This is a genomic window from Gilliamella sp. Choc4-2 (genome assembly GCF_001690355.1).
Taxonomy (GTDB): Bacteria; Pseudomonadota; Gammaproteobacteria; order Enterobacterales; family Orbaceae; genus Gilliamella; species Gilliamella apicola_A.
Genome location: NZ_LZHG01000044.1, coordinates 51,351 through 69,644, shown reverse-complemented (window position 1 = coordinate 69,644; position 18,294 = coordinate 51,351). Strand labels below are relative to the sequence as shown.

Below are 18,294 nucleotides of genomic sequence, written 5' to 3'. Positions count from 1 at the left end.
TAAAAGGGAGCATTTTGTTATGTATATTAATTTAGTAAGGCATTTATTTTGTTATTCATGAAATTAATATCTTTATTCAAAACAGCCCTTATCAATATCATAATGTGTTTTAAAGGTATTTTCTTTCTAAAGCTATAACGTATCATATATATTATATTACTCAGCATTTTTGACTTATTTTTTATAAATAACCGTGCATAAATATGAGTATATATTTCCACTATGGGTGGTTTTTCTCTATGTAAATAATAAATATTGATATTAAAAAGATAATCGGAACGTAGAAAATTTATATATTGTGTTTTTGTCTTTGTTAATAGATTGCTTTTTTGTACGTATTTTGCGCACTTATCAATGACTTGAGCAAATAATTCAACATATTGTTTACTTATTTTTTTATTGCTGGTTAATGAGTTAGATCTTTTTCTATAATAATATAGAGGTGCTTTTGTATAGTAACTCAAATTTGCAGATAACAATATATTTAATGTTATTAAGTGATCTTCGTGATTTCTTCCTTCAAATCGTACATTAAGCATTTTCTTTTTAAAAATATATTTCCAACACGCAGCTGGGTATCTTTCTTTTTCAATTAGATATGCAAATAATTCATTACCAGAGCTAAATTTGATTAAATTATTATCGTTATTATTAAATTCTAGATTTTCCAATTCTTCAAAGCGTTGGTTTTCAAAATAAAATAATTCAATAGCGCCATCAATGTTTAAAATGTTTAAAAACGTTGCAAATAAATTAGGATGTAAAATATCATCAGGATCGACGAATTGAATATATTGTCCTGTTGCTTGATTAATTCCAGCATTCCGAGCTTGGCTAACTCCTTGATTAGTTTGGTATAGATATTTCACACAGGAAAATTTTTCGGCAAATGCTTGAATAATAACAGCTGTGTCGTCAGTGGCGCCATCGTCTATACATATAATTTCTTTAGGTAGAACTGCTTGTTGAACAATGGAATTAAGACACTGTTCAATATAATTTTCAACATTATAACAAGGAATAATGATTGAAAGGTTTAGTATCGATTCTTCATTTGCCATAATAAAATATCTTTTTAAGAAGAGACATTGCTGTTAATTGGTTTGACATTTTTGTTTATGGAGGCGTATGAACGCGGATGTTCTTTTGTTATTACACATTTCAACAATTTCAAAAAGCTCTTAATACTTAACTTATCTTTTTTCTTCATTTTATATGCATAAAATAAGTTTCGGAGCACCTCAATTTTAGGGTTGCGAGCTCGATACATTCGCATTAACATTTTTGCATAAGCGATTTCAAGCCTTGCACGTTCGCTAAGTTCATTATAGGAGATTTCACAAGTCATATCATGATACATTTTTCCTATACATAAACCTTTTAACATCGCAGTTTGTGGTGTTGCATGAATTAAATCAAATAAGCGGTGATCTGTGTGATAGAAAGCAAATTTTTCATCAAAAACATAATGATGATTATCCAGCAATTTATCAATTAAGTCTTTAGATAATGCAGTGCCTGAATTGATCGTTCTAGTGTTACTTAAGTTGAATTCTCCAGATGGTGTAACTTGCTCTCTTTGCTCAAAATCAGAAGGGAAACATTGTTTATCAATTTTTTGCTTAGGGAAAATTGCTGGGCAAACAATTGCGTAATGGCTGTTATGATAGATGTTTTGGAAGAAAGAGCAATCAATATTTGAATCTTGATCAAAAATAACGAAAAAATCATAATCCAATTTATTAATAAAATGATTATAAATTTTACTTAAAGATAGGTTTCGAACATCTTGATAAATTGATGTTGTTATTCCTTTATTTTGACTTAGCTCTAAATAATTTTTGATATCATGTTCTTTAAGTAAATTTGGTCCATTATTCCAAACAATCATATTTAATTTAATGGATTCTAAATTTGTTTGTAAAATTGATCTTAACGTTTCAGAATCAGATAAAGCACAATTATATAGAACAGTTAATACGTTTATTCTCATGTTGATATGTTGAATAAATTAAGCAGTGGAAATTGCTAACAATATAACATATAAAGAATTACGAATACAATGGTTGTAAATTGGTGAGGAACTAGGGTATTTTTTTGAAAATATTACGATTAATACCTAATTCTAAATATTGCTATTTATTAACTTTGTTATTATTATTCCTTGCATAGGATTTTAGAGGATTGATTAATGAAAGTGATTGTTACAGGGGGAGCTGGCTTTATTGGTTCTGCTGTTGTTAGATATATTATTGAACAAACTAATGATGATGTATTGGTTATTGATAAATTAACTTATGCTGGGAATTTGGAGTCATTAGATAACGTATCTGAAGATAAACGATATCGTTTCAAGCAAATCGATATTTGTGATAGAAATGCACTTGATACTGCTATATTAGAATTTTGCCCAGATATCATTATGCACTTAGCGGCTGAAAGTCATGTTGACCGTTCAATTGATAACCCTGCTGCATTTATTGAGACCAATGTAATTGGAACTTACACGCTTTTGGAATCTACTTTAGCCTATTGGCGAACTTTAGATGAAAATAAACAAGCGAATTTCCGTTTTCATCATATTTCTACCGATGAAGTTTATGGTGATCTGCATGGAACTAATGATTTATTCACTGAAAAAACACCTTATTCGCCAAGTAGTCCATATTCGGCATCGAAAGCTTCAAGTGATCATTTAGTTCGAGCATGGAATAGAACCTTTGGTTTGCCTACAATTATCACTAATTGTTCTAATAATTATGGACCTTATCATTTTCCAGAGAAATTGATTCCATTAATGATTTTAAATGCTTTAGAGGGAAAACCTTTGCCTGTTTATGGTAATGGTCAGCAAATTAGGGATTGGTTATATGTCGAAGATCATGCAAGAGCGCTTTATCTTGTCGCTACTAAAGCAAAGATAGGCGAGACTTACAATATTGGTGGACACAATGAGCAAAAAAATATTGATGTTGTAAATCTCATTTGTGATTTGCTTGAAGAATTGTTCCCAAATAAGCCTCAAGGTATTAATCATTATAAAGACCTTATTACATATGTTACTGATAGGCCTGGTCATGATCAACGTTATGCTATTGATGCATCAAAAATATATCAAGATTTAGGTTGGAAACCGCAAGAAACTTTTGAAACGGGTATGCGTAAGACTGTTTTATGGTATTTAAAAAATAAAGATTGGTGCGAGCGTATTAAAGATGGCTCATATGCAAGATCGAGACAAGGCATTATTAAATAGTAGGTAAATTTATGAAAGGAATTGTACTTGCAGGTGGGTCAGGAACTCGCCTTTATCCTATAACTCGTGGTGTTTCTAAACAATTGTTGCCTGTTTATGATAAACCTATGATTTATTATTCTTTATCGGTGCTTATGCTTGCTGGTATTCGTGATATTTTGATTATTACTACTCCTGATGATCTACCCATGTTTCAACGATTATTAGGTGACGGTTCACGATTTGGCATTAAACTTAGTTATGCTGAACAACCTAAACCTGAAGGGCTAGCTCAAGCTTTTTTAATTGGTGAAGAATTTATTCAAAAACAACGCTGTTCTTTAGTGCTGGGTGATAATTTATTCTTTGGAGAGAGTTTTGGCAAAAAATTAGCAAGAGTTGCTGCTCAAAAAAAAGGTGCAACAATTTTTGGTTATCAAGTGCTTGATCCAGAACGATTTGGCGTCGTTGATTTTGACGAAAATTTTAGAGCGTTATCCATTGAAGAAAAACCCGTCAAACCAAAATCCAATTGGGCTGTAACTGGTCTTTATTTTTATGATGAAAATGTGGTTGAAATGGCAAAACAAGTTAAACCATCTCATCGTGGTGAGTTGGAAATTACGACTCTTAATCAAATGTATTTGGATGCAGGATTGTTAAACGTTGAAATCCTAGGTCGCGGTTTTGCTTGGCTTGACACAGGTACACATGACAGTTTACTTGAAGCTTCATCGTTTGTTCAAGTGATAGAAAAAAGGCAAGGGCTCAAAGTAGCTTGCCTTGAAGAAATAGCTTATCGTAATGGTTGGTTAAGCGCTGAACAAGTAAAAGAAGAAGCTGTTAGTTCAGGCAAAACATTATATGGGCAATATTTAGCAAGATTGATAGAGCAATAGGTGGAAAAATGGAAGTTATTGCAACGAATATTGAGGGTGTAAAAATTATAAAGCCTAAAGTGTTTGGCGATGAAAGAGGTTTTTTCCTCGAAACTTTTGAGCAAAAACGTTATCAAGATATGTTAGGTATAGAACTTAATTTTGTTCAAGATAATCATTCTCGTTCACAAAAAGGGGTGTTGAGGGGATTACATTTTCAAAAGCAAAATCCTCAAGGAAAACTTGTTCGAGTTGTTAGAGGTGAAGTTTTTGATGTAGCTGTCGACATTCGTAAAGATTCCCCAACTTATGGAAAATGGGTTGGTGTTACCTTAACAGAAGAAAATAAAACGCAGCTGTGGATTCCCCCTGGGCTTGCTCACGGTTTTGCTGTGTTGTCAGATATTGCTGACTTTGAATATAAATGTACTAACTATTATGATCCTAAATCAGAAGGGTGTTTATTGTGGAACGATCCAACAGTAAATATCAGATGGCCGATTTCAAATCCATTACTATCGGCAAAAGATAAGTTAGGCAAAAAACTACAGGAGTTATAGTTAATTGATGAAAGTTTTGTTAACTGGTGCTAATGGTCAATTAGGACATTGTTTTAAAGATATCTTTCCTTCAGATTGGCAATTACTTGCCACAGACAGCCAGCAATTAGATATAACTGATGACTTAACTGTTGATAATTTTGTCGCCTTGCATAGACCAGATGCCATTGTAAATGCTGCAGCATATACTGCAGTAGATAAAGCAGAAGATGAATATGAATTAGCTTATAAAGTTAATGCAGTCGGTCCTAAGAATTTAGCAATAATTGCCAAAAAATATCAAGCAAAACTAGTTCATGTTTCGACCGATTATGTTTTTGATGGTACCAAACGCTCCCCTTATTTAGAGGATGATTTAACCAATCCTGTTAATGTCTATGGTGAGACTAAACGAGCTGGTGAATTGTTTGTCTTAGATAATTATTCCTCTGCAATTGTAATTAGAACCTCTTGGGTTTTTAGCGAATATGGCAATAATTTTGTCAAAACAATGTTAAAACTTGGTCAAACTAGATCTGAATTAACCATTATTAATGATCAGCTAGGATGTCCAACGTATGCAGGTGATATTGCTAAAACGATTTTAAAAATGTTAATGAATGATATTCAAGGTGGCATATATCATTATTGTGGTGATAAGTATGTAAGTTGGTTCCAGTTTGCCTCTAAGATATTTGCAACAGCTAATGAATTAAATCTTATGACTAATCACAATATAATAGTAAAGCCAATTTTAACCTCAGCGTATCGAACTAAGGCTAAAAGACCGTTATATTCTGTTTTAAACATGGATAAAATAAAACAGTTAGAGATAAAAGGGTCTGATTGGAATAAAGCATTAATGGATGCGATTCCTCGCATCCATTTAGAGTAATTGATTCATTGTTAGAGGTATACAAGAACGAGGGTGTTTTTTTCTAAAAAGACATTTTACTAATTCAAGAAATTCTGAGAACGAATACTCTCTTCTTGTAAATTTTCTTAATAAATATAAAAAGACATTTAACCGGCTTTTTTTATCATAAAAAATTTTATTTAATACTTTTGAATATTCCATTTCTAGTCTTCTTGTGGCGCTTATTTTTTTTCTATCCTGTAAGTTAAAATCCAAAGAATGATTAATTTTCCCCACACATATCCCTTTAAATTGAGTTTGTTTTAATGCTTTTAAATCAAGGAAAAAACTGGTATCAATGGCATAAAGTGCATAACGTTCGTCGAAAACAGCTTGCTTTTTTTTGATTATATATTTTATTAATTGGTTAGATAGTGTTAATCCAGATGAGATAGACTCAATTTCTCCCATAGTAAAAACTTTTTTATCAAAAAGTTTTCGTGTTTCGTGATATATTGGGAAACATAATGAATTTTGTTCTGAAATCCATCCAGTAGAATAGATTTCAGGAACAATTACATCAAAATTATCATTCATGATAATGTTTTGGAAAAAATCATTATTTAATATTGAGTCTTGATCCAAGATAGTGAAAAAATCAAAATTTTCTTGCTTAATAAAAATGTTGTAGATTTTACTTAAAGCAATATTATAAAGGTTTTCATAGATAGAAAGGTGAATGTTTTTACTGTCACAAATGGATTTATATTGTATACATTCCTGATGATTCAGTGCTTTCGGGCCATTATTCCATATAATTACATTTAAAGTGATACCATTTTTATCTGAACTTAATAATGATTGAAAAGTTTTAGAATTTTCAATATTTGCATTGTATAAAATAATTATAGCCGTAATTTTCATTTATATAGTTAGGTGTATTTATTTTAGCGCTATTATATTCTAACTTTTTATGTTTAGGGAAGGTTGCTATATGAATTAATCAAATTGAAGGGAATCTTACCTGTTTTTTTGTAATATTGAAAAGTGAGGAGAGCTAATAAGATTACAATGAATTACAAAATAATTACAAAATATATTGTCAATAATGAGATAATATAGTTATACTTACTCGCTTGTAAAGCTAAATAATTTTTTTGTTAGGGAGAACATGAATATAGATTTATCATTGCTCACTCCATAAGTTGTAGAATTAAAAAGAAAAATATAATATTTTAATTCATATTTAGTCAAAAAATAAATCAAATCAATTTAAATTAAATTAAATTAAATTAAATATAGCAAGCTAGAAATTCGTTTTTGCTAAAAAATTATAAAGTCATTGTTATTGGAGATTATAAATGGCAAGCATTTTGGTAACAGGTGGGAGTGGTTTCCTCGGATCAAATTTGTGCATCAGACTGATTAATGAAGGAAACAAAGTAATTTGCGTGGATAATAACTATACAGGTAGAATGAAAAACTTGGCAAGTATAATCGATCACCCTAATTTTTCATTTATCAACCATGATGTTATTAATCCTATTGAAATCGATGGCTCTTTAGATGAAATTTATCATTTAGCCTGTCCAGCCTCGCCTCCTGCTTATCAGGGAAAAGCTGCCATCATGACAACAAAAACTTGTGTTTATGGGGCAATTAATCTACTTGAATTGGCAAAAGAGAAAAATGCCAAAATATTGTTATCCTCTACTTCAGAAGTTTATGGCGATCCGTTAGTTCACCCCCAAGTTGAAAGTTATCGTGGAAATGTAAACCCTAATGGTATAAGAGCTTGTTATGATGAAGGAAAACGTTGTGCAGAAAGTTTATTTTTTGATTATTATCGCGAAGAAAATGTAAAAATAAAAGTTATTCGCATTTTTAATACTTATGGCCCAAGAATGGATCCAAAAGATGGAAGAGTCGTAAGTAATTTTATTTGCCAAGCACTGCGTGGAGAAGATATTACTATTTACGGGGAAGGTACTCAAACTCGTTCATTTTGTTATGTAGATGATTTAATTGATGCAATGATCAAAATGATGAAAACTTCGGATGATTTTGTTGGACCAGTAAATACAGGTAACCCAGGTGAATTCACGATAAAAGAGTTAGCTGAAAAAGTAATAGCTAAAGTTGGTGGAACATCTAGAATTGTTTATTGTGACTTGCCTAAAGATGACCCTACTCAGCGTAAACCTGATATATCTCTAGCGAATGAAAAATTATCATGGAAACCAAAGATTGATTTAGATCATGGTTTAGACAAAACGATTGAATATTTTAAATCTGAAATAATGAATAATAGAGGTGATAAATAATGCAAATAGGTATTATTGGTACGGGATACGTAGGGTTGCCTACAGGTGTTGGACTAGCTGAATTAGGTCATAGAGTTATCTGTATTGACAGAGAACTGTCAAAAATAGAAAAATTACAAAGAGGCGAAGTTACTCTTTTTGAAGATGGTTTAGAAGAACTATTAAAGAAAAACTTAAAAAATGGAAATATTTCATTTACAACCTCTATGCAAGAAGGAGTTGCTGGGGCAGATATTGTCCTTATTGCAGTAGGAACACCGCCCCATCCAGTGACTAAAGAAGCCGATATGAAATATGTTCATGCAGCTGCTACCGAACTTGCTCAATATCTAGATGGCTATACAGTGATTGCAACTAAATCTACTGTTCCTGTTGGTACAGGTGATGATATCGAAATGTTAATTTCTAAAAGAAACCCAGAGGCAAAATTTGACGTGGTATCTTTGCCTGAATTTTTGAGAGAAGGTTTTGCGGTTTATGATTTTTTCAATCCTGATCGTATTGTAATAGGAACCAATTCAGAAAAGGCAAAAGAAATATTAACGGAGTTATATAAACCATTTTCTGAAAAATCAAAAATTTTATTTGTGAAAAGAAGATCAAGTGAAACGATCAAATATGCTTCTAATGCATTTTTAGCGATGAAGATCCATTATATCAATGAAATGGCGGATTTTTGTGAAAAAGCACATGCTGATATAGACGAAGTAGCGAAAGGAATGGGGTTAGATTCTCGTATCGGTAATAAATTTTTAAACCCTGGACCAGGTTATGGTGGCAGCTGTTTCCCTAAAGATACTCATGCCATGCATTTTATGGCTAAGCAAAATGGTGTGGAGCTTACACTAATTGATGCGGCAATAAAAGGCAACGAAAAACGAAAACAGAATATTGCTGGAAAAATTATTGAAAAAGTAAGTAGTGTTAAAAATGCAAAAATTGCTGTATTAGGGCTGGCATTTAAAGGTGGTACGGATGATTGTCGAGAAAGTCCTGCAATGGAAATTATTGCAGAATTATTAAAAGCAGAGTTAAAAATTATTGCTTATGATCCTAAAGGAATGGGAAATGCAAAAGAGCTGCTTGACGATAAAATTTGTTATGCTGATGACATGTATTCAGTAGCTCATGGGGCAGATATTTTAGTAATTTTAACTGAATGGGATGATTTTAAAAATTACGATTTGAATCGCATAGCGTCAACGATGAGAACGAAAAATATTTTTGATGCTCGTAATCTTTTAGATTGTGATCTTGCTAATAAGCTTGGTTTTTCATATTTTAGAATAGGGAAATAAATCAAAACTATATTAGCAATAAGGTAGGATTGATATGAGCGTTCTTGTAGTAGAGCGATTAATTAACATTATAAATTTATTATCTTGAATAACTTTATTTATGGGTATACAGCGGCTAGTTTAACTAATTTGAATATTATGAGGTTCTAATGTCATTAGATATATCAATTATTGTACCTGTTTATAATTGTGATAAATATTTGAAAAAAAGTATTGATAGTTTATTAAATCAAACTATAGATAACATAGAAATCATCTGTATCGATGATGGATCTACTGATGAGTCGCTTAACATTTTAAAGGATTATGCTAGTAAACATTCTCATATCGTTTTGTTAAGCCAAGAAAATCAAGGTCCAGCAATTGCTAGAAATAGAGGACTAGCTATTGCACAAGGTGAATACATCATGTTTTGCGATAGCGATGATTGGTATGAACCAACTATGTGTGAAAAAATGTTGGAAACAATAAGACTAAAAAATGTCGATATGGTTATGTGTGATTGCAATATTGTAAAGTATGACAAATCATATGATGTGCGTGATGATGATATTAATTATCATAAACTAAATATTTTTGGATATCACACGTTGACTTTTGAACTGAGGCATAAAGTTAGTAGTGTCCTTTGGAATAAGATCTTCAAAAAAAGTATTATTGATAAATTTAATATTGATTTTCCATCTGGTTATTATCATGACGATGTGGCGTTTATTTTACAATATCTTTGTTCGTCAAAAAATTTGTATGCAATTGATTGTAATCTATATAATTATGTATTTCGAAGCAATTCGATAATGCATCAAACTTATTTTACACCAAATCATGAAAAAAAATTATTTGATGTAATTGATGCAATGAAATATTTTTATTCTAAATTAGTTGAAAATAATAATTTAGTTGGTAATAAAAAGCTTTTTATAACAAAGTTAGTTTCAGTGATTCAATGGGTATTAAAATATAATAACAATGAAGAGAAAATGGTTTATTTTTTAAATTATTGTAATGAGAAACTGATTTTTGATTTAGATCTAGATATTTTCCCTGAAAGTAATGAACGTTATTACATAAATATGGTAAAAGATAAAAATTATGATTTCTTCAGAAAGCTACATAATATTCAAAAAGAAAATAATATATCCAGTCAGAAAGAGATTAAGAAAATAACTAAAGTTAACAAAATGATTTTTGGTAAAATATTAGTTATCATTCGTAGTTATTTGCTTTTTCCATATTATATTTATCGAATATATAAAAAATTATAAAAATTTTTTAAAAAGCAATTTAGGAGTTGTTTATCTTTAAAAAGGCATAAAGTTGTTGTTATAATTTAATTTCTCCAAAAATTAACAATAACAATGCTTTATGCCTAAAACAATATTAATAATATACATTTGAAAAAAATCATCAAAATTGATTCTAAATACAGGTCTAATTTACAATAAACGAGCACATTGCAACACACTGGAAGTATAATTTATAGCGAATGCGAGTTTGTCACTGTGCAATATATCCCAAGGAAATTTTGAGGGCTAGAACATCATGGTTTTCCAACGTTTTAATTTCTGACAAAAAAGGGCTTATTGGCACAATTGATAATAATACAGTTCACTAGGTTTAGTAAGTAGTAAAACAGAAAATACCCAATTATTTATACTCCATGGTTAAAATAATCTTCTAAAAACTCATAAGGCGTTTTTTCCAAAACTGCTTTATGTGGTTTAACTGTAAATACTCCATTTTTAGTCCAAAACTAACGTAGAAAATTATGTTGATTATTTTAGTGACTATATTCAATAGGGATCATATTATTTAATACCTCATGGGATCTTTAAGTATTATAAATGGCGAGTGATTCTTCGGTCATTCTCCCAGCTTGTTCTAGGTTGTTAAAAAATACAAATCTAACACATCGGTTCAGTAAGTCTGGTTAAATCGTTCATTGTAATCATTTTGATATGGGCTATCAGGCTCAATATAATCAATGGTGATACTTTAAGGTTTTGCCCAAGAGGTAAAGATTCTTCCAGTAAATTCAGGTTCATTATTGCCCCATATTTTGATTATATCACCGATGATATCAGTCAATTTATCTAGATAATAGGTAAATTCTACCAACCGATAATTTGACAGCAATGCCAATGAATCCCTAATGCTTCTCGGTTGAAATTATTGATGATGTTGAAAGTTCTAATATAACGTTGATTTTGACTACTATCATTCATAAAATCCATTGATCAATATTTACCTTATTTATTGAAGAGCGTTCACTTTTTCTGGTGCTAATAGTGGGATACGCTTTTACGCTTTATTTTGAGGTTAAATTTTAACTCACAATATACCCAATAAATACGGCTATGCTTCCATTTATAGCCTAGATTTCAGATATACAATGAAAATATTTAGGCTCCCCAGGTAAATGTTTTTCATCTATATATTGTTCAATATCAAAATAATCGTTGAGTCATCTAGTAAGTTAAGTTGTAGTAAGCACTACCACTTAATCCATCAATAGAACAACTTATGGTAATTAAGATATATTTAGTAACTTGTAGCTCTTTTGCTGATGTTTTTCGTCTTTGGTGGGAGCTAGCTTGTTTATGATTTTCTCATGAAGCTGTGATTTTAAATTTAACTCAACAAGCTTGATTAATCTTCCGATATTTTGCTTCAAATTATTTTAAAAGTTTGTTATCTGAGTTTTCCATACTGTTATATTTTTCTCTCTATTTATAAAAGGCTGAATTACTCATGCCATATTTTCGGCAAAGCTCTTTAACTGGAATATCTACTTTGAGCTGTACTATTTTATGGGATAGCTATATAAAAAATACAAAGAAAAAATTAAAATAAGAAATTTCTTGGTTTTATCGTATAATAAAAAATTTACGTTAGAAAAAATTTTTCTCTATCAGTTATATTGTGAGGAATAGATGTTACCTGATATATCAATTATTATACCTGTATACAACTGTGATAAATTTATTAAAAAGTGCATTGATAGTTTATTAAATCAAACTTTTAAAAACATTGAAATTATATGCGTTAATGATGGTTCTAAAGATAATTCTTTAACTATATTGAATAGTTTTTCACAAAAAGATAAACGCATAATTGTTATTGATCAAGAAAATAGTGGGCCTGCAGAAGCAAGAAACAAAGGATTAAAAAAATCTTGTGGTGAATTCATTATGTTTTGTGATAGTGATGATTGGTACGAGCCAACAATGTGTGAAAAAATGTTGGAAACTATTCAATCTAAAAGTGTTGATTTAGCCATATGTAATTGTAATGTTGTCAAAGATGAACAAAAATATGATTTGCGTGATAATGATATTGATTATCATAAGCTAACTTATTATGGTCTTCATTCATTAACTTTTCCTTTTAAAACTAGAGTTAATAGTGTTCTTTGGAATAAAATTTTTAAAAGAAGTATTATTGAAAAATATAATATAGCCTTTCCTTCAGGTTATTATCATGATGATATGGCATTTGTATTGCAATATCTTTGTTGTGCAAAAACGATTTATGCTATTGATGTTCATCTTTATAATTATTTACTTCGAAGTGATTCTATAATGCATAAAACATATTTTTCAGCTAAAGATAGGAAAAAGATGTTTGATGCAATAGATGTAATGAAATATTTATTATTAAGGCTTTCAGATAATAATTTATTAAATGATAATAAGACTTATTTTATTGTAATATTATCAGGATTAATAAAATGGGTAATAGGGATGTGTAACAGTAAGGAAGAAATTATTTTCTTTTTAAATTATTGTAATGAAACCATATTATTTGATTTGGATCTTGATTGTTTTCCTGATATTGAAAATAAAGTTCCTCTACTGAATATAAAGGATAAATACTACCAGCCTTTTTATCAAGAAGATAATAAAAAGAAAAAAAAGAAACCCGTCAAAAAATTTATCAAAAAAGTATTAACTTTTAGTTTTTCTTATTTTCTTTTTCCTTATTATATTTATAAAACTTATAAAAAAATGTAATTATTTTCGAATAATAATTTCGGCTAGTTAATATTCTAAATATTATTCAAAAATAAGATGTATATAAAACACATAATTTACTAGTATGTTGTAATTATAAGTAAATTTCATTAGTATAATTTTAATGATTTATTTATATAATTTTAGGAAAATAAAAATTTTATGATTTATAAGAAAGTAAAAAATGGTGATACTCGTTATTATCAACTTTTTGGATTAAATTGTGTTAAAGTCGTAAATTCAAAAAGCTTAATGTGCGTTTATTTTTTTGGTTTTAAAATTTTGAAAAGAGTGAAATTAAACTATATTAAGTCTCTTACAGAAAAATTAGCAAATGAAGTTAGTATTATTCGAACTGAGAATGCAGCTAGGTATGAAAAGTTAGAAGGCTATATCAGTGAGCATATAAGTAAGATCACTTATAATATAGATAATAAATTCAATATATTTATGAATGAATTTGATGGACGCATTAATAATATTAATAGCCTATCTAAAAATATTGATAATCAATTTAATGGGTTATCTTTGAATATTAACAATATTAATGCTTATTCAAAAGCTCATATGGAAAGTTTTGCTGGTTTTAAAAATAAATTTACAGGTCAAGATATAGTCATTTTATGCACTGGTCCCACGCTTGCAAAATATCAGCCAATTGAAAATACAATCAATATTGGTGTAAATAGGGCTTTCAGACGTGGTGATATTAGCCTTGATTTTATTTTTATTCAAGATATCACTGGTCTTAAAAACGATATTGATGCAATAAATAATTATAATCCTGAAACATGTCAAAAATTTTATGGAAGCAGCATAACTTTTGGTGCTTCCATACCGGAAAAAGATTTAATTAAAGCCAATGCTAAGCGATATTATGTTGGCAGTTTCTTTACCGATTTTTTCCCTGATATTACATCTTCAGTTTTTCCAGAATATGGATCCGTTGTATTTTCTGCATTAGCATTTGCTCTTTATACTCATCCAAAGCGAATTTATTTAGTTGGGTGCGATGTATGCCAAAATGGCTACTTTGATAACGATGATCAAAATGCATTTTCTTCTAATATTGATTCTCTTTTAAATGGATGGCACGTATTTAAAAAGTTCAAAGATCAGTTTTATCCTGATATAGAAATAGTTTCTATTAATCCAATAGGATTGAAAGGAGTTTTTGAAGATGTTTATCAATAGAGTTTTAATTTTTAATGCTATAAAAAGTATTTAATAATTATTTCTATTAGAAATCATATAGTTATAAGATGTAAATAATTAACATAGAAATTAATTATATACTAGTATATATACTTTGAATGTTTTATTTTTTCTGCAATTATTTCAGCGCATTGTAAATGATTTCTAATTTTGGGATAGGTAAAAACTCAAATATAATTAATAGCTAGTATTAAATAATGTTCTGAAAATTGATTACATTATGTAATGTAAAAAAAAGGTAATAGTTCGATAATTTAATCAATACCGTTTTTTTTATAGTATAATCTTTCCAATTTACTTATATAAAATTTTAAATTATGTCCAAAAAATATAATTCCTTGACTGCACTTATAAAACTTTGGCCATTTGTAAAGCCATACAAAAAGGCTTTGTTTGTTGCAATTTTGGGTCTTTTATTAAATGCAATTACAGATTCAACTTTAATATCGTTGACCAAACCGTTGCTTGATAATGGTCTAATGGATAAAAACTATGGGCTTTTAATTACTATTGCTATTGCTATTATTGGGTTAATAGCATTAAGAGGCTTATCCAATTATGGATCAACCTATTGTTTATCTTGGTTGTCAGGTAAAGTTATCACTAAATTTAGACAAATGATTTTCAACCATTTAATGAAAAGTCCAGTTAGTTATCATGAAAAACAGTCTATTGGTGATTTAGTATCAATTATTACGTTTAACACTCAAATGTTATCGAAAGCTTCTTCTGATGCATTAATTATTCTTGTGCGCGAAATAACATACGCTGTTGGTTTATGTATAGTGATGTTTTATGGTAATTGGAAATTAGCATTAGTATTAATTATTCTTGTACCTTTAATTATTCTGGTTGCTCAATTTATTGCAAAAAGATTTAGAGAAACACTTACTTCGATGCAAAAAGGTATGGGGGAGATTACTGCCGCAGCTGATGAAATGCTAAAAGGGCATAAGGAAGTTTTAGTTTTTAATGCAAAAGAGTATGAACGATCTAATTTCAATGAAATTACTGACACTTTTCGACGTGGTTTACTTAAAATCGAATTTGTTTCCCGATTATCTACGCCGATTATACAGTTGATTGCAACATGTGGTTTAGGATTAATATTATATCTCGTTGCAAGCCAGAGTTTAGATATCACACCAGGTTCTTTTACTGTGGTTTTTTCTGCTATGGTTGCGGTGATGCGTCCACTACGGGAATTAACCAGTTTACATGTGGAATTACAAAAAGGTGCTGTGGCATGTGAATCATTATTTGAATTGCTTGACTCACCATTAGAAGAAGATAGTGGAACGATTGTTGCTAATCATATTCGAGGTGATATTGAGTTCAAAAATGTAACATATCAGTATCCAACGGCTCATTCACCAGCTCTTAATAATATTAATTTAAAAATTAAAGCAGGACAAACGTTAGCTTTAGTTGGGCGCTCAGGAGCAGGTAAATCAACTATTGCAAGCTTAATTCCTAGATTTTATGACTTAGAACAAGGTGAAATATGTTTAGATTCTATAAATGTCAAAGACTATACTTTAAAGTCATTAAGAAATCAAATTGGTTATGTGTCTCAGCAAGTACATTTATTTAATGGAACTATTGCAGATAATATTGTTTACGGTGAAAAAGGTCAGCATAGTCTAGAAGAGATTATTAATGCGGCTAAACTTGCTAATGCAATGGAATTTATTGATAAATTAGAGCATGGTATTGATACTGAAATTGGTGATAATGGTATTTTATTATCTGGAGGTCAGCGGCAACGTATTGCTATTGCAAGAGTATTATTACGAAATAACCCAATTTTAATTTTGGATGAAGCAACCTCAGCTCTCGACAACGAGTCAGAAAAGCTGGTCCAAGAAGCCATTGAAAGATTACAAAAAGGTAGAACTTCGATTATCATTGCTCATCGTTTATCGACGATTGAAAAAGCTGATCGTATTTTAGTTATTGATAGCGGTAGAATTGTAGAAGATGGCAATCACCAATCACTTATCGAACAAAATGGTATTTATGCATTAATGCATAAAATGCAATTTAACTCTTAAAATAGTTGATTTAGTAAAAAAATATGACTCAAAATAACCATAAAAATATTAATGATATAGATCGAGATTCATCAACATGGCAAACTTTTTTGAAGTTATGGCCATATATTGCACAACATAAATTTATTTTATTTATATCAGTAATTTTGTTAATTATTAGTGCATTTGCTGATACTTCATTGATTGGCATATTGCGCCCATTGCTTGATCGTGGGTTTTCAATGAATGATCAAGAGTTTTTATATATGGCACCCTTTTTCATCTTTGGTTTAGTACTGATGCGAGGTATTGCAAATTATGGTTATTCTGTATTTTTAGCCTTAGTTTCAGGTAAAATTGTTATGCGGATTCGACAAAGGTTATTTGCTCACTTTGTTGATGCTCCTGTTAGCTTCTACGATCAATCTTCAACAGGAAGGTTATTATCTAGAATTACTTATGATACAGAACAAGTCGCTGCTTCATCGTCAGATGCCTTAATTACAATAATACGTGAATCAGCTTTTGTATGTGGGCTTTTCTACACAATGTTTTATAACAGCTGGCAGTTATCGTTGTCTTTAATTATTGTTACTCCTATTGTTGTTAGCTTAATTACCTTTATTTCTGTAAAGTTTAGAAAATTAGCCAAAAATATGCAAAACTCCATGGGTAATGTTACCATGTCGGTCGAGCAAATGCTTAAAGGGCATCGAGAAATAATTGTATTTGGAGCCCAAGATGAAGAGTCAAAAAATTTTGAAAAAGTAAGTAATAAATTTCGTCGTGATGGTATGCGTTTAGTGTCTATATCAGCATTGTCTACACCAATTATACAATCAGTTATTTCCTTCGCAATAGCATTTGTCTTGCTTACTGCAAGTGATCCTGAACTAAATATAACACCAGGTGAATTTACTGTTGTTTTTTCATCATTAGTTGCATTAATGCAACCAATCAAAAGTTTAACGAGTGTTAATGCTAATTTTCAAAAAGGTATGGCTGCTTGTCAGACACTCTTTGCTATTTTAGAACAACCAGTAGAATCAGATAAAGGCACTGTAAATATCGAAAGAGTCAAGGGCGATATTAAGTTTAATCATGTATCTTTTGGTTATGAAACACGGCAAGATTTGGCTTTACAAGATATTAGTTTTTCAGTCCCAGCTGGAAAAACTGTAGCATTGGTTGGGCGATCAGGTTCAGGAAAAACGACAATAGCTAGTTTATTAGCGCGTTTTTATGATATTTCTGAAGGTGAAATATTCATTGACGGTTACAATATACAGGATTTAACGTTAAATTCTTTGCGTAATCAAATTGGATTAGTATCACAAAATGTTCATCTCTTTAATGATTCTATTGCTAACAATATTGCTTATGGTCGGATTGGTGAGTACACAATAGAGGAAATAGAAGAAGCTGCAAAAAAGGCTTATGCTTATGATTTCATTATACAATGTGAAAATGGATTTGATACCAAGGTTGGTGAAGGTGGTTCGCTATTATCTGGTGGGCAAAGACAACGAATTGCTATTGCTAGAGCACTTTTACGGAATAGCCCAATTTTAATTTTAGATGAGGCTACTTCTGCGCTAGATACTGAATCAGAAAGAGCCATTCAAAAAGCCTTAGATGAATTGCAAAAAGGCCGAACAGCTATTGTTATAGCACATAGATTATCTACTATTGAAAAAGCTGATGAAATATTAGTTATTGATAATGGGCATATAATTGAACGAGGTAATCATAAAACATTACTTCAAAAAGAAGGTATTTATGCTAAATTGTATTTATCAAATCAATTAGGATAATTTATTGTGGCATTGCAGATTTTACGGTTATATATTTAACAATAAATAAAATTCAAAAAAATTTGATTTGTATCGATATATTCATTGTT

The 18,294-nt window shown here is 30.0% G+C and carries 15 protein-coding genes; 11 read left to right on the top strand and 4 right to left on the bottom strand.

Translation table 11 applies throughout. From position 1 onward, the window contains the following. Positions 1-26 precede the first annotated feature (26 nt). Together A9G34_RS06550 and A9G34_RS06545 are read right to left on the bottom strand one after the other, a co-directional pair. Positions 27-1,061, bottom strand: coding sequence for a glycosyltransferase family 2 protein (locus A9G34_RS06550; protein WP_034943377.1), 1,035 nt, complete (start codon positions 1,059-1,061; stop codon positions 27-29). Positions 1,062-1,075: 14 nt separating this feature from the next. After that, positions 1,076-1,993: a hypothetical protein gene (locus A9G34_RS06545; protein WP_065569250.1), complete on the bottom strand. Its 918-nt coding sequence runs from the start codon at positions 1,991-1,993 to the stop codon at positions 1,076-1,078. A 198-nt stretch (positions 1,994-2,191) separates the two neighbouring features. Here A9G34_RS06545 and rfbB point away from each other — a divergent pair, with 198 nt between their 5' ends. From rfbB to rfbD, 4 genes are read left to right on the top strand one after another with little or no spacing between them, the layout of a single operon-like run. Next, the gene (gene rfbB, locus A9G34_RS06540; protein WP_065569249.1) at positions 2,192-3,256 is read left to right on the top strand and encodes a dTDP-glucose 4,6-dehydratase; all 1,065 of its coding nucleotides are present in this window, start codon (positions 2,192-2,194) and stop codon (positions 3,254-3,256) included. An 11-nt stretch (positions 3,257-3,267) separates the two neighbouring features. Beyond that, on the top strand, positions 3,268-4,134 hold the full coding sequence (rfbA, locus tag A9G34_RS06535; RefSeq protein ID WP_034943370.1) for a glucose-1-phosphate thymidylyltransferase RfbA: 867 nt from the start codon (positions 3,268-3,270) through the stop codon (positions 4,132-4,134). An 8-nt stretch (positions 4,135-4,142) separates the two neighbouring features. After that, positions 4,143-4,673 carry a dTDP-4-dehydrorhamnose 3,5-epimerase gene (rfbC, locus tag A9G34_RS06530; protein WP_065569248.1) on the top strand — a complete coding sequence of 177 codons (531 nt, stop codon included), beginning with the start codon at positions 4,143-4,145 and terminating at the stop codon, positions 4,671-4,673. Positions 4,674-4,680: 7 nt separating this feature from the next. Continuing rightward, complete coding sequence (rfbD, locus tag A9G34_RS06525; protein WP_065569247.1) at positions 4,681-5,547, top strand: dTDP-4-dehydrorhamnose reductase; 867 nt, start codon at positions 4,681-4,683, stop codon at positions 5,545-5,547. Here the strand turns inward: rfbD and A9G34_RS06520 are convergent. Next, positions 5,539-6,432 (bottom strand): hypothetical protein, encoded by an 894-nt coding sequence (locus tag A9G34_RS06520; RefSeq protein ID WP_065569246.1) that lies wholly within the window; start codon positions 6,430-6,432, stop codon positions 5,539-5,541. The genes rfbD and A9G34_RS06520 overlap by 9 nt on opposite strands. A gap of 437 nt (positions 6,433-6,869) precedes the next feature. Between A9G34_RS06520 and A9G34_RS06515 the strand changes: the two genes are divergently transcribed. The 3 genes from A9G34_RS06515 (at position 6,870) to A9G34_RS06505 (ending at position 10,395) form a co-directional block, all read left to right on the top strand. After that, complete coding sequence (locus tag A9G34_RS06515; protein WP_065569245.1) at positions 6,870-7,832, top strand: UDP-glucuronic acid decarboxylase family protein; 963 nt, start codon at positions 6,870-6,872, stop codon at positions 7,830-7,832. After that, positions 7,832-9,130 (top strand): UDP-glucose dehydrogenase family protein, encoded by a 1,299-nt coding sequence (locus A9G34_RS06510; RefSeq protein ID WP_034943359.1) that lies wholly within the window; start codon positions 7,832-7,834, stop codon positions 9,128-9,130. The genes A9G34_RS06515 and A9G34_RS06510 overlap by 1 nt, the downstream gene beginning before the upstream one ends. 149 nt (positions 9,131-9,279) lie before the next feature. After that, on the top strand, positions 9,280-10,395 hold the full coding sequence (locus A9G34_RS06505) for a glycosyltransferase family 2 protein (RefSeq protein ID WP_065569244.1): 1,116 nt from the start codon (positions 9,280-9,282) through the stop codon (positions 10,393-10,395). A 652-nt stretch (positions 10,396-11,047) separates the two neighbouring features. Here the strand turns inward: A9G34_RS06505 and A9G34_RS11130 are convergent. Then, complete coding sequence (locus A9G34_RS11130) at positions 11,048-11,116, bottom strand: hypothetical protein (protein ID WP_442902655.1); 69 nt, start codon at positions 11,114-11,116, stop codon at positions 11,048-11,050. A 947-nt stretch (positions 11,117-12,063) separates the two neighbouring features. Here A9G34_RS11130 and A9G34_RS06500 point away from each other — a divergent pair. The 4 genes from A9G34_RS06500 (at position 12,064) to msbA (A9G34_RS06485) (ending at position 18,205) form a co-directional block, all read left to right on the top strand. Continuing rightward, on the top strand, positions 12,064-13,143 hold the full coding sequence (locus tag A9G34_RS06500) for a glycosyltransferase family 2 protein (protein ID WP_051824999.1): 1,080 nt from the start codon (positions 12,064-12,066) through the stop codon (positions 13,141-13,143). Positions 13,144-13,305: 162 nt separating this feature from the next. After that, positions 13,306-14,337 (top strand): hypothetical protein, encoded by a 1,032-nt coding sequence (locus A9G34_RS06495; protein ID WP_065569243.1) that lies wholly within the window; start codon positions 13,306-13,308, stop codon positions 14,335-14,337. 338 nt (positions 14,338-14,675) lie between these two features. Further along, on the top strand, positions 14,676-16,412 hold the full coding sequence (gene msbA, locus A9G34_RS06490) for a lipid A export permease/ATP-binding protein MsbA (protein WP_065569242.1): 1,737 nt from the start codon (positions 14,676-14,678) through the stop codon (positions 16,410-16,412). A gap of 23 nt (positions 16,413-16,435) precedes the next feature. After that, positions 16,436-18,205, top strand: a complete 1,770-nt coding sequence (msbA, locus tag A9G34_RS06485; protein ID WP_065569241.1) for a lipid A ABC transporter ATP-binding protein/permease MsbA — start codon at positions 16,436-16,438, stop codon at positions 18,203-18,205. Positions 18,206-18,294 lie beyond the last annotated feature (89 nt).